A 23,239-nucleotide genomic window follows, 5' to 3' on the forward strand; every position below is an offset into this window, starting at 1 on the left:
TAATTTATAGAAAGTGATATTAACCTATACCAATATTAATATAAAAATTTTCTTGTAATGGTAAGCGAGTTATATTATAAATTAGTTCCTTTATTTGGCTTAAGGGCAGATATTAAATAAGACGAAAGTGTTTAATGATGCTATTCTAAACATTTCTATTCATTACGATTTTGTATCATGTTAACACCATAACAATGAAGTATGTGAGAGAAAACAAGCTCAACCATGCATCTCCAAGTAAATACATACGATTTAAAACAAAAGCACTGCAAAATAAAAAGGACTAATCCTTATTTGATAAGGATTAGTCCTTTGTTTGAGCATGGGTTTTATAACGATAGATTATATTGTAAAACGTGGTTCATTTATAATTTTGCTTGCCATTTATCTGTCCAAACTAAATCATTATATTGCCCTTTAAATTCACTTTCTCCCATGATTTTATCAATGGTCTGTTTAATTGTTTCTTTATTAGAATGATAAGCGTTTATATAAGCTTTAACCATTGTTGCATCATGCAAATGAGTGGTGAAATTGGTAGAAATAAATACGGTTGGTACTTCATGTACATACCATGGTATTTCATTACTCATGGCAGTACCCCATTTAATACGATAGTTATTTTCTGCAGCATAACCGATAATGTTTGCAAATACTAACGCGGCATCTACTTTTTCACGATATTCTAATGTTTTACCTTTAATACGTGTTGAACCATCATTCAATGTGACATTGAATCCACGTGATTCAAGTTCATTTATAATATCATCTGTGACGTTATTAGCAGATTTATAGATACCATCTTTTTCACCTTCTATCACATAAAGCATAATATTTTTATGTGTTTCAGGTCGGATAGGTAACTGATTTAAAGTGTTTTTCACAAGTGTGATCCCCATATCGGCTGCTTCTGCACGCATTTCTAAATGTTCTGTACAACCGATGATATCTAATGCTTCTTGTGGTTGAATAATTGAACCATCTTCTTGTTTAATGTGTAGATTGAGTTGTGCTTTTAAACCTAAGATACGTCTTACGGCATCATTTAATCTCTCTTCTGTTATGACGCCGTTTTTATAACCATCGAGCATAAATTGGTAATCTTCTTCTAAATCATTAAAGAACAAGAACATATCACAGCCAGATGCAATGGCTAATGGAACATAATCTTCACGACGCATAGAAGCAGTCATACCTAACATATGACTAGCGTCGGTAACGACTAAACCGTTAAAATGCATATCATCTTTTAGTAAATCAGTTATAAGTTCAGAAGAAAGTGTTGCAGGCAAAATGTCTTTATCTTCCAGACTAGGATTTAATTTTTTAGAATAAGCAGGTTGTGCAATATGTCCTGCCATTATCATTTGTACACCACGGTCGATATGATGTTGATAAACTTTACGGAAGCTATCGTCCCATTCTTCGGTAGATAGTTCATTTACGCCGAGCACTAAATGTTGGTCACGTTCTTCCGTACCATCACCGGGGAAATGTTTGATACATGTAATCATATCGCGTTCTGCATTAAAGCCGTCAATAAATGCACTTGAATATTTAATAACTGTTTCAGCATCTGTGCCATATGCACGTGTATTAACGATTGTGTTGCGCCAATTTTTAAGTATATCTACACAAGGATCGAAATTAATATGAACACCTAGTGCGGATGATTCACGTGCTGATACAAGACCAGCATTATATGAAACTTTTGTATCTTGAGCAGCTTCACATTGTGCAGCACTTGCGATATAAGTACCATCTTTACATGCACCATTTCCACCAGAATCACAGTTTGCTGCTACAAGTACGGGAACTTTAGTATGTCTTTGTAAATCATTGAGTAAGTTTTGAACATCTTCTTTGTTCCCACCTTCATATCGTGCGCCTCCAATGTGATAACGTTCAAGTATATCTTTATTAGTTAAGTCTGCATCAAAGAATTTTTTACCACCCTCTAAGGAAAATAAGTTGAAAAATAATTGACCAATTTTTTCTTCGTCTGTTAATTTGCCAAGTGTTTCTTCTACCCATGTTATTTGATTGTCATTTAAATGATATGGTGATGCTGTCAAATCTACTTTAACCATAGTTTATGCCTCTCCTTCAAAATTATTAAAAAATATTTGTTTTAAAGTGTCGTGTGTGTATTGGTTGAATTTACCATTTTTAAACAATTTTAAATATTTATTGTTAAAGTCTAGCCATGATTGATTTTCATGGCCTGCTAATATTGGATAAAAGTACATATTATGCGATTCTGCTGCTTCTAAGTCTCCTTTGGCATCTCCTAACATGATGATGTCTTCTAAATTGTAATATTGTTTTAAGTGCTCTAAACAGTGCTCTTTTGTACCTGCTTCTTGCGCAAACATGCCACTTAAATAGTCTGTTAATTTGTATGTGTTCCATTCATATTCAACTGCTGCCAAATTTGCTGATGACACTATTGCGATATCAGCAAAAGTTGAAGCGTTTTTTAGAGATGCTTGTACATATTTAAATGGTCCAATACTTGGTAAGGTTTTGATAATATCATTCACACGGTGTGACCAAGATAATGCTTTTTGTAATCCAATTTGTTGTGGATAGTTTGATATGGCTTTTTCCAGTGCTGGGTTAGAGAAAGCATCTGTTGTTTGTACCCAATGCTTAATATGTTCATAGCCCTCAATTTGAATGCCTTGTTCAACAAGTTCACTTAACATACGTTCTAACCCTTTAAAGCGATTAATGCCTCTAGTGATTTCATATAAGTTTATATCATTCCAGCGCTTTAATAGCTTGGACTCTATATTTTGTAATTGCCATTCTTCAACAATAGCTGGACCAAACGCACGCTCATGCTTTATAGTCATCGAATCGATGGCACACCCGTCAGAATCAACACAAATTAATTTTTTAAATCTAGGTTTATAAAGTGATAAAGAATCAATCATTTAATCTGTTCCTCTCAAGTTAAATTACAATCTTAATGATTATTTAATTAAAAATATGTGTGCTTTATCATAACCATCGCTTTACTTAGGATTGTATTTTAAGCAAAGTTTACGAATATAATAAAGCGCTTTCTTTATACTATTAAAGTTAGCATTCATAATAGAAAAAAACTAGCACATTTCGTGTAACTTTGTGAGTTTAATCACAAAGTTAATGTTTTATGTCATTTTATTACTAAAATAGTTATTTTATTAATAAAACTATTATCTATTTGATTGAAGTACGTAATCAGAGGTGCGTACGTTCCTTCTTTGGTGTATAACATCTCTGGCATTCGTTTTGTGAATAAAACACCAATATGCTACATAGAAACTAGTGTTTGAGCAAATCCGTCAACGGAATAAAATGTAGCATCGTATTAAAGGTTCGTTTAGTATTCATTGACGAAAATGAGATAAAAATTACAATGAAATAAAATGACGTAGAAAGGACAGGCGCTAATGGATAAATTGCTTACTTTGGAACAATTACATCGTAATTACTTGATAGGAGTAGTGAAAGGATGTACTTGTGAAGATGCTATATTGAAAAGTGAAAAAATGATTGAGAGTGGTATCAAAAATATTGAAATAACATTTAACACGCCTTATGGAGAATTAGCCATAAAAACGTTAACGCAAAAATTTGATAAATCAATTATTGTTGGTGCAGGTGCGATTCAAAATGCTGTAACAGCACGTGTAGCGATTATAAATGGTGCCCGCTATATAGCAACTCCACATTTAGATGTCCAAATAGCGCATATTTGTAATGTATACCAAATACCTTACTTGCCAAGATGCGGTTCGAAAGATGAAATCATACAAGCGATGCAATATGAAGTAGAAGTGATTAAACTGTATCCTGCAAATATATTAGGAGTGAATTTTATGGAAAACATCTATGGAACCATTCCAAATATAAATATAATACCTTATGGTGGCGTGTCATTAGAAAATATAGATCAATGGTATAAAAACGGTGCATTTGCTATTGGGATTGGTAATGCATTAACTAAAGGGGCTCAAAAAAACCAGTTAGATACGATTATTAATCAAACACATGCGTTTGTAGAAAAGCTAAATTCAATGCGTTTGCACTAAAGTGATTAGCTGAAATATTACAGAACTACTTACTATAAACGATTAAGCAAAATATTGAAGAGACAAACAGCTTAAACGTAAAGTTCTCACTGGCCTATGCGGAATATTTAGAAAAGCATTCATTTTTAAAATTAAACAATTTGTCAATCTAAAAATATGTGAAATATATTAAAAAAGGCTAAAAGTGAGTATTTTGTGAAATTAATCACAAAATACTTTAAAATTCTATTACTTTCGATTATGATAAGAGTGTAGAAGATAACAATGCCTAGCGAAAGAAAAAATACGGAGTGATTATTAAATGAGAAAAGTAATTGAAGAAGTCATTTTTTCAAATGAAAGTAGTTATGACATATACACACATACTGGTGTGAATCAAGGCATTATTAATGACATTAAAGATGGATACAGAAGTATTGATTATATAGCTTATATTGACGCAGAAAAACTATACAACTATGGATTAGAAAAAAGCTACTAGTAAGTAATTAATACACTGTATTCATCTAGTAGCATCGAAGTTTGTGCACACATATTTCATCGTGTGTTGTGCATAAAACTTCATGTATATTATTCTCCCTAGTATCACCTTTCATGATTTATTTAGAGCCCTTACAAAGTGGAAAAGCCTATGTTACTGTTCGTCCAGTAATGTGGGCTTTTCTCATCATTATTAAACATATGATTTAAAGTTTTGTTTGATTTCATTATAGTTATAAACAGAGTTATACATGCGCATGCGAATGTGATCTTGTGAAGCATATGAGATACGTAATTGCTTACTTTGGCTCACAAATCTACGAAATTCACGCTCATATCGTTGGCGCTGGTTAAGTGATAGTCCGAGCCATTCTGCTTCATTAAACAATTGTTCAAAACGAAAATCGAAACTTGTGCTATCTATATTATTTCTTAAATTTTTAATTCTTTCATGAAAGTCCATAAGTCATCCTCCTAAATTATAAAAGGTAAGTTAGTTATGTATTATATACCCACTCTATAATTATTTATTGTTTATGACAAGTATGCAAATTCATGAGCTGACTCATTGTTTCAAGATGGAGGGCACATGGTATAATCTGTGTGGATAGGGTATAAAAATATGAAATACGTTTGATGAAAGGAAGATTTGATGGTTAAATTAGAGCACAAAGTTGCAATCGTTACTGGTGCTAGTAGTGGCATTGGTGCTAGCATAGCAGAGGAGCTATCTAGTCATGGTGTACAATTATTATTAGCTGGTCGTGATGAAACACGACTTAAAGATGTTGTAAATCGTATTCGTTCAAATGAATATCAAGCGAAGATTGAATTTTTAACAGCGGATGTGACACAACAACAAGAAGTTGAACGTTTAGTAGCATATGCAAAAGAGCATTTCGGTCGCTTGGATATACTCGTAAATAGTGCCGGCCAAATGATTTCTTCTGCTGTTACTGATGGAGATGTAAAGGCTTGGGAATCAATGATTGATACAAACGTAAAAGGGACACTGTATGGCATTAATGCTGTCATACCAACATTTTTAGATCAATCTAGTGGCCATATTATTAACATTGCTTCTATCTCAGGTTTTGAAGTGACGAAAATGAGTACTATATACAGTGCAACGAAAGCTGCGGTGCACACGATTACGCAAGGATTAGAAAAAGAGTTGGCTAAAACTGGCGTTCGAGTGACAAGCGTTTCACCGGGTATGGTAGATACGCCTTTAAGTGGTCAGAAAGATTGGGGAGAGCGCAAAAAGCTAGAACCCAAAGATATTGCTGAAGCGGTAGTTTATGCATTACAACAACCTTCACATGTAAATGTAAATGAAATTACGGTCAGACCAGTCTGATACGTCCTTCTTATATTTAGTTTAAAATAAAGTTAATGGTAAAGTGAAAATATACTTTGAAAGTAGGCAAAACATGGAGTTTAGATATCTTAAGAAAGGTGATGTAGAAGCGTATCGTTTATTGCGCTTACAGTCTCTACAAACTGATCCTACAGGTTTTGCTTCAACTTATCAACGCGAGATTCATTTGCCTATTGAACGTTTTGAAGATAGGATAGGGATGAATGAAAGACATTTTACAATGGGTGTATTTGATGGTGAAAAATTGATTGGCTATGCAACTTTTTATCGAGAAACTTTAGAGAAAATTAAACACAGAGGTAATTTAGTCGGTGTATATTGCGACCCACAATATAGAAGACGAGGCTTTACACAACAATTAATTCAAAAAATGATAGATATTGTCAGTGAACAAGGTGTAGTTAAAACTATAGGTTTATCGGTACTTGCGGAAAATCTAAGTGCTATTAAATTATATGAAAAATTAGGATTTCAAAGATATGGCACAGAACCTAAGGCACTTTATGATGGCAAACGGTATTATGATGAAGATCTGATGGTGTTATTTTTATAAAAATAAAATGAATCAAACAATTTAGGCTGAAACAGCGATTAGCTGTTTCAGCCTAAATTTTGTTATGTGGCTATAGATTGGTGGAAATATCTTAATATAGAAAATTATTGAATAATCAGTGAGTGCAATTTACCAATCTTTTATATCTGATCTTTCGCCTTTAAAGTTATTAGAAACTTGATGACGTTTTGCCAAAATTGCCTCTATATCTTCAAATTTGATATTCAACGCATGCAAGAGCACAAAGAGATGATACATTAAATCAGCAGTTTCATTTGTTACCTCGTCGCGGTTCGATTTCATAGCACCGATTACAACTTCAAATGCTTCTTCACCAAATTTTTTCGATATTTTTTCTAAACCTTCATTCAATAAATATTGTGTGTATGAATTTTCTTTATTTGACTTAGCACTTGAAGTTACTGTGTCTTCGAGCTGTTGAACATAGAAGGGAACAGTGGTGTTGAAACAGCTCTGGCTTCCAGTATGACAAGTTGGACCATTAGGGATTACATCTATCAATAAGGTGTCTTGATCACAGTCTAGGTGTATGTTTTGAACGGCTTGGGTATGACCAGATGTTTCACCTTTTGTCCATAAGCGGTCTTTAGAACGTGAATAAAAACAAACCATGCCATCAGCTATTGTTTTGTTGTAAGCATCTTCATTCATATAGCCAAGCATAAGCACTTGCTTTGTCTGAACATCTTGCAATATTGCGGGGATAAGCCCTTTACTAAAATCAGGTTGTTGTGTCATCTTATTGGAATACCTCCTTGAGCCATCGTTTGTTTGATTTCATTTACTGTGGTTTCTTTGTCATGAAGTATGCTAGCAGCAAGTCCTGCCGAAACATTCGTTTGTTTGAATAAATCTACAAAATGATCAGGATTGCCGCCGCCACCAGAAGCAATAATAGGGATGTGCACAAGTTGTTCAATCTCATGTAAATGGTTGACGTCAAAGCCTTCTTTCATGCCATCGTGTGTCATGCTCGTTATTAATAGTTCGCCTGCACCTAAAGATTCTACTTCTTGAACCCAATCATAGACACGCTTATTTGTACGTTTTTTTCCCCCATGAGTATAGCAAAAATAATCGTTTAATTCTGTATCATAGTTACTATCTATAGCAATACAAATACATTGGCTTCCAAATTTTTCACTGGCTTCTTGGATAAATGAAGGGTTCTTTAGAGCACTAGAGTTTAGAGACACTTTATCAGCACCATGATTTAGCAACTGCGATATATCATCGATTGTGGAGATACCGCCACCTACAGTAAGTGGAATAAACAATTTTTCAGCAGTTTCCTCAATGACATCTAACATAAGCCCATGGCCAGCTTCAGTGCGGGATATATCTAAAAAGACTAATTCATCTGCGCCTTGTTCATTGTAATAAAGTGCATAATCCACAGGGTTTCCAAGGTCACGTAGTCCTTTAAATTGTATTCCTTTGACAACGCGCCCATCTTTCACATCTAAACAGGGGATAATTCTTTTTTTTATCATGATAATCCCTCCCAAAATGCAGGATTGTGTGCTGCTTTACCAACAATTGCTGCATAAACACCAGATTTTTCTAATTGTTCTAAGTCTTGTTGATGACGAATGCCACCAGAAGCAATGACAGGTTTTTGTGTTGCTTCGACAAGTTGCGTTGTTATTTCAAAGTTTGGACCAGATAAGCGTCCATCTTTCGAAATATCCGTATAGATAATGCCACCCAAAGGTAGTGATTCAATTTGCTGAACGAAATCAAATAAATCTAAATGTGCATCTTGTTCCCAGCCATTTATTTTTATCTCACGCTGATAAGCATCAACCGATAGATATAATTTGTACGGAAATTGATGAGACATTTTGGCCAACCATTCAATATCTTGAATACCTTTAGTCCCAATAATACAATAATCTATGCCATCAGCAAAATATGCATTAATTGTTTCAAGACTACGTATGCCACCACCGACTTCCATCGGTTTGTTGGTCAGGCTTCTCAGTTGCTTGATATAGTCCTTTTCAATAGATGTTTGCTGCTTTGCACCGATTAAATCGACAATATGAATACGTTCTACACATTTAAACTTGTTATAATAAACGACACTATCTTCAGCGCTGCGAGTCATTTTTTCTTCTGAGTCATATTTTCCTTCCGTCAGTCTCACACTCGTTGCATTAATTAAATCAATGGCTGGCCAAATATTAATCATTTAAGAAACCACCTTTCAGAGCTTGATTAAGTATTGCTAAACCATCTTCACCACTTTTTTCTGGATGGAATTGAATGCCTATAAGATTTTTATATTGGACAATTGCAGGAATCAATGTGCCATAATCTGCATACGCAACAACATGTTCTGACATTTCAGCTTGATATGAATGTACAAAATATACATCCTGTGTTAATTCTGTAAGGTTGCTGATTAAATTGTTCCAACCTAAATGGGGCACCGGATAAGATGTTTGGATAGGTATGATATTTCCTGGGAAAAGTTGTAAGCCATCTACATCACCTTCTGCGCTGTGTTCGTATAGCAACTGCATACCTAGGCAAATGCCTATGATTGGTTTATTTGTTATCGTTTTTAAAATGGATTTTAATCCCCGTTTTTCAATCGCTTGCATAGCATCTTTAAAATGACCTACACCAGGTAATATGATGACATCTGCTGCTTTAATATCGTTGGGACTATCCGTTAAAATCGCATTAAAACCTAAACGATTAATCGCACGTTGTATGTTTTTAATGTTCCCTAAACCATAGTCAATCACTGCAATCATTCAATCACGCCCTTAGATGAAGGGGTGATATTCGTGTCATTCGATGCTAGTGCATCTTTAAGCGCTCGAGCAAAAGATTTAAATATACTTTCGATCTCATGATGTGTGTTTCCACCGCGAATTAAGTCAATATGTGTTGTTAGGCGAGAATTGATAACAAGTGCTCTGAAAAATTCCTCTACGAGTTCTGTATCAAACGTACCTACTTTTTCTTTACTGAATTGTGCATTAAATGATAAATAAGGTCGGCCACTAATATCAACGACTGTACGTGCAAGTGTTTCATCCATAGGTATGTAACTAAACCCATAACGCTGAAAGTATTTGCGTTCCTTCACTAAGGATAATAGTAGCTGACCGAGAACAATACCAATATCTTCGGTTACATGATGATCATCTACTTGAACATCTCCATTTGCTTCTATAGATAAGGATAATTGGCTGTGAAAAGTAAAGAGCGTCAACATATGATCCAAAAATCCAACGCCTGTATTGATATTACTTTCACGATGATCATCAGCTAGAGAAATAGTTAATTGTGTTTCAGCTGTATTGCGTGTTTTATTTACTATCATATTGTGACCTCCAATTTTTAATAAGTACAAATAATTGATCTAATTGTTCATCTGTAGCAATAGAGTATCGGACATAGTCAGACATTTCTGGTTCGTCATATAATCTTGGAAGGAAACCATTGGACTTAATATAAGCGCCTAAACTTTGTGCAGCTTCTCCCTTTGTTAACACGAAATTTGTAGCAGAAGGGAAGACTACCATGACATCTGAGACAAGTTCATGAAACATATTTTTAAGTTTGTGAGCAAGCTGTCGTTGTTGCTTTACAAACGCGCGAGTCATTGCTTGATTTTCAAACATATAAATCGCAATATGAAGCGTAATTGTATTCAGAGGATACGGGTGCTCGATGCTTTGGATGAGTTTGATGGTATCTTTAGTGCCAATTAATACACCTAATCTTAGGCCAGCAATGCCAAATGCTTTTGAGAGCGTGCGCATTTGAATAATATGCGGTTGCATCTTAATATCATAAGCTTCACCAAAATCTAAATAAGCTTCATCTATGATAAAGTAGCCACCAAGCGTCTGCATCTTATCCGCGATAGCCATTAAAAATGTCGTACTATATTGTATGCCTGATGGATTATGTGGATTGCTCATAATAAAGAATGCAGGTTGTACTTCATCAATGCGTTTTAAAATCGTCTCTAAATCAAATGTTAAATCTGAATTTGCTGGTACAAATTTAATAGGGCGAGCGACTTGATTGGCATATGCTTGATACATAAAAAAGTCAGGGTCTAGCGTTAAAGCTGGGCCTTCTGGCATGATTAACATTAACTTTTGAATAAGTTCATCAGAACCATTACCTGCAATGACTTGGTCAGGTGAAATATTATGAAAAGCTGCATAAGCTTGTTTGAAGCGTTCATATTCATCATCAGGATAAAGATTGAATGCTGCTTTTTGAATAATTGTAGCGAGTTGTTCATTAGATAATGGTTTAAGTGGACTTTCATTTTTATTAATTCTAATCATTGTGTGGCTCCTTTGTTGTTCGAATTTCTATTGATTTTTCATGATTATACAAACGCTCGATATGTGCTAACTTACGTGCGGATTGTTCAATATTATTAAATGTTTGTTGAGATAAATCGATAACAGAATGTCTCGTTAAGAAATCATTCACTGATAGACCATTGGTGAAACGTGCAGTCTGATTTGTAGGTAAAACATGGCTTGGTCCAGCAACATAATCCCCGATAACTTCTGGAGAATAATGACCCAAGAAGAGCGCGCCTACATATTTCACATGGTTGACATAGTCTTGGGGACATTGTGTTTGTATAGATGCATGTTCCGGTGCAATTTGATTCATCAAATCACAAGCTTCTGTAAAGTTTTCTACTGAAATTAAGAAATGGTTATGTTTCAAACTGGCATCAACAATAGGTTGTCGTTTGATTTGTGTCATTGTGTGTTGGATGTTATTTTCTAATTGTTGTAACAAGTCTTTATCCTCACTGATGACAAATGTTCTAGCGAGTTCATCGTGTTCTGCTTGTGCAAATACATCATACGTAATTGCCTCTATGTCAGCTGTTTGGTCAATAATTAGCGCAATTTCACTCGGACCAGCAATTTGATCAATGCCAACTTGACCAAATAAATATTTTTTAGCATATGCAACATATTGGTTGCCAGGACCAACAATTTTATCCACTTTAGGAATTGTCTCAGTACCATACGCAAGTGCAGCGATACTTTGTGCACCACCAACTTGGTAAACCTGATCAACACCAGCAATATAACAAGCAGCAAGTACAATATCAGGTAGACCTTCAGGTTGAGGTGGCGTAACGGCCACTATATTTTTAACGCCTGCAACTTTGGCAAGTGTTACAGTCATTAACACAGTAGAGGGATAACTAGCTTTTCCACCAGGGACGTAGACACCTACACGCTCTAACGCATGATATAATTCGTAACATTCTGAATGAACTTGTTTATGATCTTGTTTAATAGAAGTTTGATATGCTTTAATCCTGTCATGACTTTGTTCGAGGGCTTCCCGTGTAGATGAGTCAATGCGTTGATAAGCAGTAAATAAGTCTTCTTTAGGTACTTCTAATTGTGATGTTTCTACTTTATCTAATTGTAAATTATATTCTTTTAAAGCAGCATCACCTCGAAATTTCACCTGATCACAAATTTCTTTTACGATTGGATATAAATCTTCATTTAGTGCAGATTGATTCAGGTAGTTATTTAAAAATGTTTCTTTATTTGTAATCAATGAGAGACACCTCCAAAGTTTTAATTAAAACTTCAATTTCAGTTGATTTTTTAAAATATGAGGCTTTATTTGTAATGAGCTTTGCATTGATGTTTTTAATTTGCTCTTTTTCAATTAAGCCATTTGACTTTAAGGTAGTCCCTGTTTGAACGATATCAACAATGCCATCTACCATATCAACCAAACAAGCCAATTCTACTGAACCAGATAGTTTTACAAGCTCAACATCCAAACCTTGTGCTTCAAAATATTGACGTGCTGTTTGTGTATATGAGGTAGCTACTTTTTTAAATTGATAGGCCTCTGGTTTAGCAGCAAGTGAAAAGTGACATTCGCCAAATGGTAAATCTAGTAAGTTGTTAATAAAATAATTGCCTTCTTCTAAAATATCACTACCGACGATTCCAATATCTGCAACGCCTTGTTCAACATATATTGGTACGTCACTACCTTTGACTAAAATAAATTGTATTTCATTAACTGTTATAAGTAATTGACGTTCTCTATGTTCAAGCGCATATGCTATTTCAATTTCTTTTATTTCATTTAGATAATTAATAAAACTTTTAAGTAATCTACCTTTTGCTAATGCGACAGTAAGCATGGTTTTCACTCCTTTTTTATAGTATAAATCCGAGTCCAAAGCCTTCTAATTTCCCTTTGTAAAATCCACCAGTTAGACGCTGAGTTTTATTGTTTTTTAAATGGCATTTCATGAATGATCCTTTGTAATAAGAACGTGGTGGTCTAGGGGTTATATCAAGGTGAATTTCAGTAATATTTTGTGATTTAAACCATTGCTCCCACCGATGTAATGACTGGATAGTACGATGATCATGCGGAAATAAATGGGTTAATAAATCAAGTTGTTCCGTAGTTTTAGTTGTGAGTAACTGTACCACAGGATGTGCAAGTCCTAACTGTGCAGTTAACTCTGAAATATTACGTTCTTGTATAAGGTTTAATATAGTTTGATTTTGTTCGTTAGCAGCTAATAATAAATCTATTAATTGATAATGCCCTAAAATGACAAAGTCGATATCATCATTCAACGTATACTTAATAAAGTTATAAAACGTTTTAAAATCGTTTTGCATATCTGTAATTGTTGGGTTGTAATGTTCGATACCTAACTGAGTGTAGACTTCGTTATTTCTGACGATGGGACCAGTATATGCTAAACGTTGCTGTTCAGGTTGATAGTTACTGTAGTAACGTAATAATTGATCTGTGAAATCATTACGCAAAGCAAAAATATGATGGTCATGTTGCCAAAAACTACGTTCCGTCATTTGTTGTAAATCATCAGGTGTAAGTGATTGCCAAGATAATGATTCTATAAAACTAAAATCAACAAGTTTAAAATCTGCTTGTTGAAAATGTTTTAAAAAAGCTAGTTCTTGTTCTTTATTATTAATAAGTGCTTTCGTATCCATAATATAATGACCATCCTTTATTAAATACTTTGTTTCTCTACCGAACTAAAGTAAATTGATAAAACATACTTTAACACAGTTGATTTTAGAATTCAATAAATATTCAGAAAATAATCTTTGCAAAGTGATTAAAATGGCTTTTATATCATATTTATGTGTATAAAAATAAAACCTAAAATTTTGCTTTAGGTTTTAGATTGAAAATAGTATTAGATGATACCACTTTAAGTCCATTGTATTGATAAAAAATAGCATTACATTCATGTTTAACGTCATCAATTTATATAGCAGATTATATATGATTTGATTTAGAGAAGACGTCGAACAACGCATAAAGTAGGGTGAAACTTTAAATATGAATGATTTAAATATTATCATTCGAGTGCCTGGTCAGATGTGATTCTAAATCGCTTAAGTTTATGATTGTTTGCCTTGAGCCACATACTTTAACATTTCTTCCTTAGGTACCATATTGCCACCAGTTGCCCATACGATATGATTTGCATCGGATAAATTAAAATGGTTTTTATCAGCATGTTCCAACACTGCTTTTAAACCTGCGAAACCAGATGCTGCAGAAGGTTCGACAAAGATACGTTCTTTTTGGCTTAGCTGATATAAATATTGGTACATTTGTTGATCTTCTACAGTAAAAGCACCATATAATAATGAATTCATTATATGACCAACGAGTTTTGAAGGTCTAGCAACAGCAAGACCATCTGCATCAGTACGGCCGTCTAATCCAATATCTGTTACAGCTATTTGGTCATGAAGTTGTGTCATCATACCTAATGTCATGCATGGCGCATGTGTAGGTTCAGCGAATAGACAATACACATGGTCACCAAATACTTGATTTAATCCAAAGGCAACACCACCTGGGCCTCCTCCAACACCACAAGGCAGATATACAAAAAGAGGATGTTGAGCGTCTACTTGTATGCCTTCATTATTAAGTTGTGTTTTTAACCGTAATGCAGCAACAGTATAACCTAAGAATAGATCAGCAGAACCCTCGTCATCTACGAAATGACAAGTAGGATCATTTTCTGCAGCTTTTCGTCCTTCAGCAACTGCGTATTGATAATCGGATTGGTGTTCAACAACTTCAACACCACGTGAACGAAGTAAGTCTTTCTTCCACTGACGCGCGTCACTAGACATATGTACGATGACTTGAAAGCCTAATTGTGCGCTCATAATGCCAATACTTAAACCCAGGTTACCAGTTGAACCGACAGCAACGGTATATTTACGAAAGCACGCTTTATATTTTGGTTCAGATAAAACTTTATAATTATCCGTATATTTTAAACCACATTCTTTTATAGCGATAGATTCAGCTAGTTTTAGAACTTCATATATACCACCTCTTGCTTTGATAGAACCTGAAATAGCAAGATGACTATCACATTTAAGCCATAATTTACCACTTTGTTCAAGTTGTTCAGAGTCAACTAATGATTGTTGCATAAAAGGAATTGCTTTTAGTGGTGATTCAATGAGGCCATGGTCTTTTTCAGTTTCAGGAAAAACATTACGTATATAGCTGCTAAAACGTTCTAGTCTTGTTGCAGCGTCTTCTATATCATCTAATGAAAATGGTAAAGTTTCATCATTACGGAAATTTGGATTTTTCCAAAATATCGGCCTATACTGTTGCATGTCATTGAGTAGGGGAAAGCTACTTTTTAATGTTTCAACATTTATCATAAATGACCACCTCATAAATTAGATTGTATTTAGTCATCATTATAGCAAAATTTGATACTTAAGATGTTATATACCTTATATACAAAAATAATATAGGATTAGAATGGTATGGGTCTATTATATTTAAAAATGGTTACGTCGTTTGAAAACGGCAAAGATGACTAGGATTTAAGGATTACCTGAGCTGTAGCTCATGCATAAAGTCCCACTAACTCAATAAATTGAGAAGTGGGACTTTATCAACGTTTAAACGTATCTTTAAGTTTAGAAAACCATCTATTTTTATGTTGTATTGGTACTTGTTGTGGAATGGTAGAAGCCTCTTTTAATTTTTGGCCAAATGTTATCGCTTCTTTCATTAAATAAGCCTGTGAATTTAATGGTGATAAATTATTATGAATGTAATGGTAATAACCTTGTTGGTCCTGATAACGACCCTTTTGATTATCTGATAATTGTAAATTCATATAATCTAATAAACGTTTAGCAATGTTTTTATCATCGACAGGGAATAAGATCTCGACACGTTTAATCATATTACGTGTCATCGCATCAGCTGAAGAGAGATAGATTTTTTCATCACCATTATTATGGAAATAATAGATACGAGAATGTTCAAGGAAACGGCCAACGATACTTACTACTTCAATATTATCACTGACATCTGGTATACCTGGTTTTAAGCAACAAATACCACGGATAATTAATTTTACTTTTACACCGGCACGAGAAGCTTCAAATAATTTAAGAATAATATCTTTATCTGTTAATGAATTCATCTTCATCATTATTTTTCCATTTCCGTTTTCACGATGTGATATGATTTCTTTATCTATTCGAGCTAAGAATACATCACGTATGTCGTATGGGGCTACAATGAGTTTATTATATTTAGGTTTCAGTGTATATCCACTTAGATAGTTAAAGAAGTTAATAGCGTCTTCTGCTATTTCTTGATTTGTTGTGATAATCCCCATATCTGTGTATAATTTTGCTGTTTTATCGTTATAGTTTCCAGTGCCTAAGTGTACAAACGACGTAAGCTGATGATTGTTTCGTTTGACCACAAGTGAAATTTTACTATGTGTCTTCAGATATGTCATACCATAAATAACATGACAGCCTGCATCTTCTAACATTCTTGCCCAGTGAACATTATTTTCCTCATCAAAACGGGCCTTTAATTCAACAAGAACAGTCACTTGCTTGCCATTTTCTGCAGCAGTTTTCAAACTATTAATTATAGGTGAATCTTTACTTACGCGATATAATGTTTGTTTAATAGCAATCGTGTTCGGATCATTTGCGGCGTCACGAATGAAATCTACAATTGGTTCAAATGATTCATAGGGATGATGGAAGAAAATATCACGTTTTAATGATAGCTTGAAAATGTCTTCATTACCCAAGGATTGAGGTGGCTGTGGTAGATACTTATTATATGTTAAATGTTTTAAACTGTTAGATAAATGGTCTACAAGATCGAATAGCAGTGTTAAATCTAATGGACCATCTACAAAATAAACATCATTATCGTGAACTTCCAACTGATTGATAATCCAAACGACATCTTCATAGGTTGCGTGTCTTCCGTCTATCTCTAAACGTACTGCTGTTCCTCGTTTACGTTCTTTTAAAAAGCGTTCTATTTCAATTAACAAATCTTCGGCACCATCTTCATGGATGGTTAAATCGGCATTACGAGTGATTCTAAAGGTGAAGGTATTTAACACTTCATAGCCAGTGAACAATTCATTAATGTAATATGTGATAATATCTTCCAACATTACAATATATTGAGTTTGACCTTGATTTAATGTATAAAATCTTGGAATTAATGATGGTATTTGTACAATAGCTGAATTAATTGAATCATCTGTATCAATATCTACAAATATATTCAAACTCTTATTGTTTAATTTTGGGAAAGGATGATAAGCATCGATACCTAATGGTGTTAATGTAGGTAGGATGCCCGTTTTAAATTCACGCTCTAACTGTGGTAATAAAGACTCTGGTAAAGATTCAGGTTTTGTCACTTCCACACGATGTTGTTTTAACAGCTCTACTAATTCGTTATAACGTGCATATTGTAAATCTACATACTTTTTATTTTTTATTTTAATTTGCTCAAGTTGTTCTTTCGGTGTGAGTTGCGCTTTGTTTTCAGGTTTATCATAGCCCATTTTAACTTGATCTTGCAGGCCAGCTACGCGCACCATAAAGAATTCATCCAAGTTAGAACTAAATATAGAAATAAATTTTAACTGTTCCAATAAAGGATTATTTTTATCTTCGGTTTCTTGTAATACACGATAGTTAAAATCTAACCAACTGAGCTCTCTATTATTATAATATTGTGGTAAATTTAAATCTCTCTCTCCCAATTTCTTTTGCATAATTCTAATTCCACCTTATTGTAGTCTTGTTAACATATTTTGCTACGTACAATTTATCATATGAATTTTAAGATTTTGTAAAGATGATAGAAAGATTCTCTTTTAAAATTTTCTCGATATGCTTTTTCTGTCTATGAGATTGATATTCTTCAGCAATCGGTTCACCAATGTAACGGACATATAAAGTATATGCGCCATCTTCTTCTTGTAATTCAACACTTTCTACTGGGCTGGTATGTGATATATTTAGCGCATTTACAAATTTGATGATACCGCCTAAAAATTGAACATGGTCCAATTCTTTGCCACGTAACCATTCGGTTTCTTGGCTATAAAATTTTAAAAGTGATTTATTTTTAAAACTTGCTAACATTGCGAGTTTGACGCGATCTTCATGTGGAAAACCATCAATCATTGAATTAGCTATAATGTAATACGTATGTGGTGAACTAGAATCAGCGTCAATAAATCTTCCTAAATAATATAAATATGCGCCTTCCGCAAAAAGTTCTTGTTCTTTTTTAGTAACTTGAATCTTATCTAAATCAATCAGTTGTGACAACAATGATTGAGCCAATTTAACACGTTGTTTTGCACTAGATTCTTCGATGCTATATTCATTTGCCAAATGATATAATGCATCTTTTCTTATATTTTCTTTTTTAAATTCTTGGGGATGACGTTCAGATATCAGCTTCATTATATAGCCTTCACGTAACCCTTTACGTGAGAAAGTGAAGTGGGTTGCATTGATTTGTTCAAATAAAGATTTGAATACAGATACTGCTGGAAGTATGATGTCTATACGATCTCTACTTAATCCATCAATATCTTTTAAGTCATCGCGTGAACTTTTTTTAATGATTTTATATACCTCATCCATATCTTCCTCAGACATCGAATAGTTATGAACACCGCCAATAGGATAGGAATGTTCTGACTGGTGAATGCGTGCAACGTTACGCGCTGATCCACCAATGCCGACTAAAGCGATTTCTTGGTCTTGCAACCATGGCAGTTGTTCGAATTGTTTAGATAAAAATTTTTCCATTGCCTTAATTGCAGATTTATCATTATGATCTTTATCTTCAAAGAACTTTCGCTTTAAAGTTACAACACCGAATGGAAAACTATGAGCCTCGATGATGGTCTTATCTTTGAATAAAGTAACTTCTGTAGAACCACCACCGATATCGATAGAAACACCATTTTCTACATCGGTAGTGTGGGTGATTGCATAAAAACCATAAAAAGCTTCTTCCTGTTCAGGAATAATTTTGATATTGATATTAAGTTCACTTTTAATATGGCTGATAATTTCTTTTTGATTCGTAGATTGTCTAATAGCAGCTGTCGCAACAGGATGTAATTCGTTGACTTCAAATTTATTAGCGACACTTTTAAAGCTGTGTAACGTTGTCGTCAACACCTCGATACCATCCTGGTTCATCGTTAAATCATCTGTTAAATATTGACTTAAGCGTGCTGGTGTTTTGATATTTAAAATTTCATTTAATCCTGTTTTAGCATCGAACTCAAAAATAACTAATCTAATTGTATTTGATCCGATGTCTATTAATCCGATTCGTTCCATAATCTCCTCCTGTACATATGAGGTAAATAGTTATTATAAAGTTTATTTACCCACTTTCATCTTTAATATTACAATAAATAGCATGATTTGTGATATTTCAATTAAATATTGTTCAATCAATGACTGTGTTGTTTATATAGGTTAAAACTTAATCATGTTTATGTCATATTATTTGACGTTTAAAAGTCCTCCTGGGCCTAATGGCCAGCCTAGCAGGTACCATATAATCATGAATATTGGCCATACGATACTCAGAATAATCGTATAAGGCATTAAACTAGATAATAACGAGCCTAACTTCATATTTTTATCATATTTTTGAGCATAAGATAAAAGTAGTGGCAAATAGGGCATCATTGGTGTAATAGGGTTACTAATTGAATCACCGATTCTATACAACATTTGTGTGAATGCAGGATGAAAGCCAACAATCACCAACATTGGAATAAATATAGGAGCAAGTATTCCCCACTTTGCAGATGCACTACCGACTAATAAATTAATAAGCGCGCCTAAAAAAATCACACCTAAAATAAGGACGATTCCGTTTTGACCTTGAAGTACCTCAGCACCTTTTACTGCTACGATCATACCTAAATTACTCCATTCTAAAAATGCCAGTAATTGTGCTGCAAAAAAGACGATAACGATAAAAGATCCCATGGAAGCCATTGAATCAGAGAGCATTTTACCTAAATCTTTCGAACTGTTAAATTCTTTCATTATTATGCCATATACCAAACCAGGCACTAAAAAAATAAGCAAAATAATCAGCCCAACGCCATTGATAATAGGGGAGTCATTCAATAAACTACCAGTTTTAGCATTTCTTAAGAAACTATTTTGTGGTATTGCCATAAGGATAAGTAAAATAAGCGTTGTGATAAAACTTATATTTGCCCAAAACACAGCCTTACTCTCTTTAGACGTTAGACCGTGATTGTCATCATCAATTTTAATATTAGACTGCGTATCATCATATGATCCTAAACGTGGGATGACAAAGCGCATTGTCACCCAATAAACTGCTGGTAATAAAACAGCAACACTAGCTGCAATAAAGTACCAATTCATAGCTACATTAACTGTGATTTTATCAGAAACGATTTTTGTTGCTGGTTCTGTAAAAGCATAAAGCAATGCATCTGACATTCCTATCATGACGTTCGCAGAAAATCCACCAAGTGCTGATGCGTAAGCCATCGCTAACCCAGCAATAGGGTGATATCCTAATTTAATGAAGACCATAGCAGTTAATGGTGGCAAAACAATTGGTGCTGCATCACCAGCAGCATTACCAATAATACCTATGAGTATAATTACTGGTACAATAATTTGTTTCGGTGCTTTATGAACAATTTGTACCATTAATTTATCAAAATAACCTGTTCTTTCAGCTATGCCAACCCCAAGCATCACTGACAATACTAAACCAAGCGCAGGAAACTCAGAGAAGTTTTTGATCGCATCATTTAATATCATAGAAATACCATCTTTGCTTAAAATATTTTTGATAGCAATGGTATTTCCTGTACCAGGATGTTTTACAGTGACGTGAAAAAGTGAAACAATCCACGTAATGATTGCAAGTCCAAGACACATTAGAAAAAACAATATACTTGGATCAGGTAATTTATTTCCAATTTTTTCTACAATGTTCAAGAATTTATTTATCATTGTCGGTTTTTCTCTAATATTCGACGCCATTTTTATTACCTCCCCAATAAGTTATCGAAATTATAACAAACTCATTTTGAAATGAGTATGATAAATTTTGAATTTCTATAGAAAAGCATCTATGAAAGCTTTATATAAAGGTTTTAAAAGTGGTTGAAAAAGGAAATGCATTACAGAGTAATTAAATTAAAAAGAAGAGAAATAAAAGGAGATATGTTATAGATGAAAAGATTAGAAAATAAGATTGCTGTAATAACAGGCGCAAGTACTGGCATTGGATCTGCTTCTGCCCATATATTGGCTGAAGAAGGGGCACATGTTTTAGCTATTGATATTTCCGATTCTGTACATGATACTGTAAAAGCAATCAATCAGACAGGTAATAAAGCATCAGGATATATTGTTGATGTATCAGATGCACATGCAGTCGAAAGGCTGGCACAATCTATTCAAGAAGATTATGAACACATTGATATTTTGTTTAATAATGCTGGTATTGATAATGGTGCTGGACGTATTCATGAATTTCCAATTGATGTGTTTGATAGAATTATGAATGTTGATTTAAGAGGGACATTTCTAATGACTAAATTCTTTTTACCATTAATGATGTCAAACGGTGGCTCCGTCATTAATATGGCGTCATTTTCTGGAAATGCTGCAGATTTAAATCGTTCGGCATATAACGCTGCAAAAGCAGGTATCATCAATTTCACTCGATCAACAGCGATAGAATATGGACGTGAACATATAAGAGCGAATGCAGTCGCACCAGGTACGATAGAAACACCACTTGTAGATAAATTGACGGGTACCAAAGAAGATGAACAAGGGCAAATATTTAGAGAAAATCAGAAGTGGGTTACACCTTTAGGACGCTTGGGAACACCTGATGAAGTAGGTAAACTCATTGCTTTCTTGGCTTCTGATGACAGTTCGTTTATAACAGGTGAAACCATTACAATTGATGGTGGTGTGACGGCATACACTTGGCCGGGAGAAATGTTAAGTGATGCGCGTTGGAAAAACTCTACGGAATAATTCATATTAAGAATGATATAATTTGAAATTAATTGTTATTAAATATCATAAAAAAGCCGTAAACAAAGTGATGTTACTCATGTTTACGGCTTTAATTTTTATATATTTGAGTTGTTTACCAAATGATGTTATCTACTGCATCGTCGTTTAAAGATTTAACGATTTCAGTTACTAAGGCTACGGAATTTTTATAATCATCTGTATGCAATACAGAAACATTTGAATGCATATAACGTAGAGCTACCCCAATAGAAACTGTAGGAACACCTTCATTGGCAACATGAATACTTCCAGCATCTGTACCACCACCAGGCGTAGAATCTAATTGGATATCTATATTATGTTTTTTAGCTACTTTTTTAATATGATTAATAAAACCAACATGACCAACATTTGAAGCATCCATAATAATGACTACAGGTCCTTGTCCAATAGCTGTCTCACTCGTTTGACCAGACATACCTGGTGTGTCATAGGCAACAGCAACATCGACAGCAAGTGCTAAGTCAGGTTTGATCTTATTAGCTGCAACTTTAGCACCACGAAGACCCACTTCTTCTTGTACGTTTGCGCCTGAAACTAAGTTAATATCAATGGATTCTTTTTTTAGGTTGTTTAAAACATCAACAGCAAGTGCACAGCCGTAACGATTATCAAAAGCTTTAGCAGTTAAGTACTTGCTATTTGCCAGTGTTTCAAACTCACTGTATGGTGTGATCATATTGCCGATTTCGATGCCGAATTGTTCAGCCTCTTTCTTACTTTTAACTCCAATATCAATAAACATATCTTTAATTTCTACATTTTTTTTACGTTCTTCCGGTGACAAGGCGTGCGGTGGTTTGGAGCCGATAATACCTCTGATTTTCTTACCTTCATCAGTTGTGACAGTTACTTTTTGAGATAACATCACTTGATTCCACCAACCACCAATCGGTGTGAATTTTAAAAATCCATCTTTATCAATTTGAGTAACCACAAAACCGATTTCATCTAAATGTCCTGCTACCATTAATGTCTTATTACCAGTAGATGTAGTTTTTTTACCGAAAATACCACCCAGATTGTCTTCAACAATTTCATCACTTACCGGTGACAAATAATCACGCATAAGTGTTTTTACTGCTTTTTCATGTCCTGCAATACCGTCAACATTTGTTAATGATTCTAATAATTTGATTGAATTGTTCATGTTATACCCCCTAATAAAAATATTTATATTCATTTTATCATGAACTACTTTATAAACTAATTGATTGAGCTTTGTTTTATTAATTTA

General features: G+C 34.0%; 22 protein-coding genes. 5 read left to right on the plus strand and 17 right to left on the minus strand.

Features of this window, described 5'->3' with window-relative positions:
- Positions 1 to 365 precede the first annotated feature (365 nt).
- Entirely contained in the window at positions 366 to 2,090 is a 1,725-nt protein-coding gene (locus tag KA856_RS02630) for a glycoside hydrolase family 3 protein (RefSeq protein WP_107385954.1), read from the minus strand.
- A 3-nt stretch (positions 2,091 to 2,093) separates the two neighbouring features.
- A complete protein-coding gene (locus KA856_RS02635; protein ID WP_107384274.1) occupies positions 2,094 to 2,939 on the minus strand; it encodes an HAD family hydrolase in 846 nt (281 codons plus the stop codon).
- Between the two features lie 501 nt (positions 2,940 to 3,440).
- Between KA856_RS02635 and KA856_RS02640 the strand changes: the two genes are divergently transcribed.
- Together KA856_RS02640 and KA856_RS02645 are read left to right on the plus strand one after the other, a co-directional pair.
- On the plus strand, positions 3,441 to 4,082 hold the full coding sequence (locus KA856_RS02640; protein ID WP_107384275.1) for a beta/alpha barrel domain-containing protein: 642 nt from the start codon (positions 3,441 to 3,443) through the stop codon (positions 4,080 to 4,082).
- 301 nt (positions 4,083 to 4,383) lie between these two features.
- The gene (locus KA856_RS02645) at positions 4,384 to 4,563 is read left to right on the plus strand and encodes a hypothetical protein (protein WP_107384276.1); all 180 of its coding nucleotides are present in this window, start codon (positions 4,384 to 4,386) and stop codon (positions 4,561 to 4,563) included.
- Positions 4,564 to 4,755: 192 nt separating this feature from the next.
- On the opposite strand, the gene KA856_RS02650 is transcribed toward KA856_RS02645, so the two are convergent.
- A complete protein-coding gene (locus KA856_RS02650; protein ID WP_107384277.1) occupies positions 4,756 to 5,025 on the minus strand; it encodes a DUF1413 domain-containing protein in 270 nt (89 codons plus the stop codon).
- A 189-nt stretch (positions 5,026 to 5,214) separates the two neighbouring features.
- Here KA856_RS02650 and KA856_RS02655 point away from each other — a divergent pair, with 189 nt between their 5' ends.
- Together KA856_RS02655 and KA856_RS02660 are read left to right on the plus strand one after the other, a co-directional pair.
- Positions 5,215 to 5,922: an SDR family oxidoreductase gene (locus KA856_RS02655; RefSeq protein WP_107384278.1), complete on the plus strand. Its 708-nt coding sequence runs from the start codon at positions 5,215 to 5,217 to the stop codon at positions 5,920 to 5,922.
- Between the two features lie 73 nt (positions 5,923 to 5,995).
- Positions 5,996 to 6,496 (plus strand): GNAT family N-acetyltransferase, encoded by a 501-nt coding sequence (locus KA856_RS02660; RefSeq protein WP_107384279.1) that lies wholly within the window; start codon positions 5,996 to 5,998, stop codon positions 6,494 to 6,496.
- Between the two features lie 129 nt (positions 6,497 to 6,625).
- On the opposite strand, the gene hisIE is transcribed toward KA856_RS02660, so the two are convergent.
- The 13 genes from hisIE to KA856_RS02725 all read right to left on the minus strand — a co-directional run bounded on the left by hisIE (position 6,626) and on the right by KA856_RS02725 (position 20,949).
- Positions 6,626 to 7,255 carry a bifunctional phosphoribosyl-AMP cyclohydrolase/phosphoribosyl-ATP diphosphatase HisIE gene (gene hisIE / locus KA856_RS02665; protein WP_107384116.1) on the minus strand — a complete coding sequence of 210 codons (630 nt, stop codon included), beginning with the start codon at positions 7,253 to 7,255 and terminating at the stop codon, positions 6,626 to 6,628.
- Positions 7,252 to 8,010, minus strand: a complete 759-nt coding sequence (hisF, locus tag KA856_RS02670; protein ID WP_107385952.1) for an imidazole glycerol phosphate synthase subunit HisF — start codon at positions 8,008 to 8,010, stop codon at positions 7,252 to 7,254. Before hisF ends, hisIE begins: the two co-directional genes overlap by 4 nt.
- Complete coding sequence (hisA, locus tag KA856_RS02675) at positions 8,007 to 8,711, minus strand: 1-(5-phosphoribosyl)-5-((5-phosphoribosylamino)methylideneamino)imidazole-4-carboxamide isomerase (RefSeq protein WP_107384114.1); 705 nt, start codon at positions 8,709 to 8,711, stop codon at positions 8,007 to 8,009. Before hisA ends, hisF begins: the two co-directional genes overlap by 4 nt.
- Entirely contained in the window at positions 8,704 to 9,282 is a 579-nt protein-coding gene (gene hisH, locus KA856_RS02680) for an imidazole glycerol phosphate synthase subunit HisH (protein WP_107384113.1), read from the minus strand. The genes hisA and hisH overlap by 8 nt, the downstream gene beginning before the upstream one ends.
- The gene (hisB, locus tag KA856_RS02685; protein ID WP_107384112.1) at positions 9,279 to 9,857 is read right to left on the minus strand and encodes an imidazoleglycerol-phosphate dehydratase HisB; all 579 of its coding nucleotides are present in this window, start codon (positions 9,855 to 9,857) and stop codon (positions 9,279 to 9,281) included. Before hisB ends, hisH begins: the two co-directional genes overlap by 4 nt.
- On the minus strand, positions 9,844 to 10,839 hold the full coding sequence (locus KA856_RS02690; protein ID WP_107384111.1) for a pyridoxal phosphate-dependent aminotransferase: 996 nt from the start codon (positions 10,837 to 10,839) through the stop codon (positions 9,844 to 9,846). Before KA856_RS02690 ends, hisB begins: the two co-directional genes overlap by 14 nt.
- Positions 10,832 to 12,094, minus strand: coding sequence for a histidinol dehydrogenase (gene hisD / locus KA856_RS02695; protein WP_233422628.1), 1,263 nt, complete (start codon positions 12,092 to 12,094; stop codon positions 10,832 to 10,834). The genes KA856_RS02690 and hisD overlap by 8 nt, the downstream gene beginning before the upstream one ends.
- Complete coding sequence (gene hisG / locus KA856_RS02700; protein WP_210138494.1) at positions 12,084 to 12,701, minus strand: ATP phosphoribosyltransferase; 618 nt, start codon at positions 12,699 to 12,701, stop codon at positions 12,084 to 12,086. The genes hisD and hisG overlap by 11 nt, the downstream gene beginning before the upstream one ends.
- Positions 12,702 to 12,717: 16 nt before the next feature.
- On the minus strand, positions 12,718 to 13,533 hold the full coding sequence (locus KA856_RS02705) for an ATP phosphoribosyltransferase regulatory subunit (protein WP_107384108.1): 816 nt from the start codon (positions 13,531 to 13,533) through the stop codon (positions 12,718 to 12,720).
- Positions 13,534 to 13,950: 417 nt separating this feature from the next.
- Positions 13,951 to 15,249, minus strand: a complete 1,299-nt coding sequence (locus KA856_RS02710; RefSeq protein ID WP_107384107.1) for a D-serine ammonia-lyase — start codon at positions 15,247 to 15,249, stop codon at positions 13,951 to 13,953.
- A gap of 239 nt (positions 15,250 to 15,488) precedes the next feature.
- On the minus strand, positions 15,489 to 17,648 hold the full coding sequence (locus tag KA856_RS02715; protein WP_210129311.1) for an RNA degradosome polyphosphate kinase: 2,160 nt from the start codon (positions 17,646 to 17,648) through the stop codon (positions 15,489 to 15,491).
- 67 nt (positions 17,649 to 17,715) lie between these two features.
- Positions 17,716 to 19,245: an exopolyphosphatase gene (gene ppx / locus KA856_RS02720; protein ID WP_182478551.1), complete on the minus strand. Its 1,530-nt coding sequence runs from the start codon at positions 19,243 to 19,245 to the stop codon at positions 17,716 to 17,718.
- A 165-nt stretch (positions 19,246 to 19,410) separates the two neighbouring features.
- Entirely contained in the window at positions 19,411 to 20,949 is a 1,539-nt protein-coding gene (locus KA856_RS02725; protein WP_210138495.1) for an AbgT family transporter, read from the minus strand.
- Positions 20,950 to 21,141: 192 nt separating this feature from the next.
- Between KA856_RS02725 and KA856_RS02730 the strand changes: the two genes are divergently transcribed.
- On the plus strand, positions 21,142 to 21,960 hold the full coding sequence (locus KA856_RS02730) for an SDR family oxidoreductase (RefSeq protein ID WP_107384103.1): 819 nt from the start codon (positions 21,142 to 21,144) through the stop codon (positions 21,958 to 21,960).
- Positions 21,961 to 22,075: 115 nt separating this feature from the next.
- On the opposite strand, the gene KA856_RS02735 is transcribed toward KA856_RS02730, so the two are convergent.
- Positions 22,076 to 23,152, minus strand: coding sequence for a M42 family metallopeptidase (locus KA856_RS02735; protein WP_107384102.1), 1,077 nt, complete (start codon positions 23,150 to 23,152; stop codon positions 22,076 to 22,078).
- Between the last annotated feature and the right edge of the window lie 87 nt (positions 23,153 to 23,239).

The organism is Staphylococcus sp. GDB9P120P (genome assembly GCF_017893435.1).
Taxonomy (GTDB): Bacteria; Bacillota; Bacilli; order Staphylococcales; family Staphylococcaceae; genus Staphylococcus; species Staphylococcus cohnii.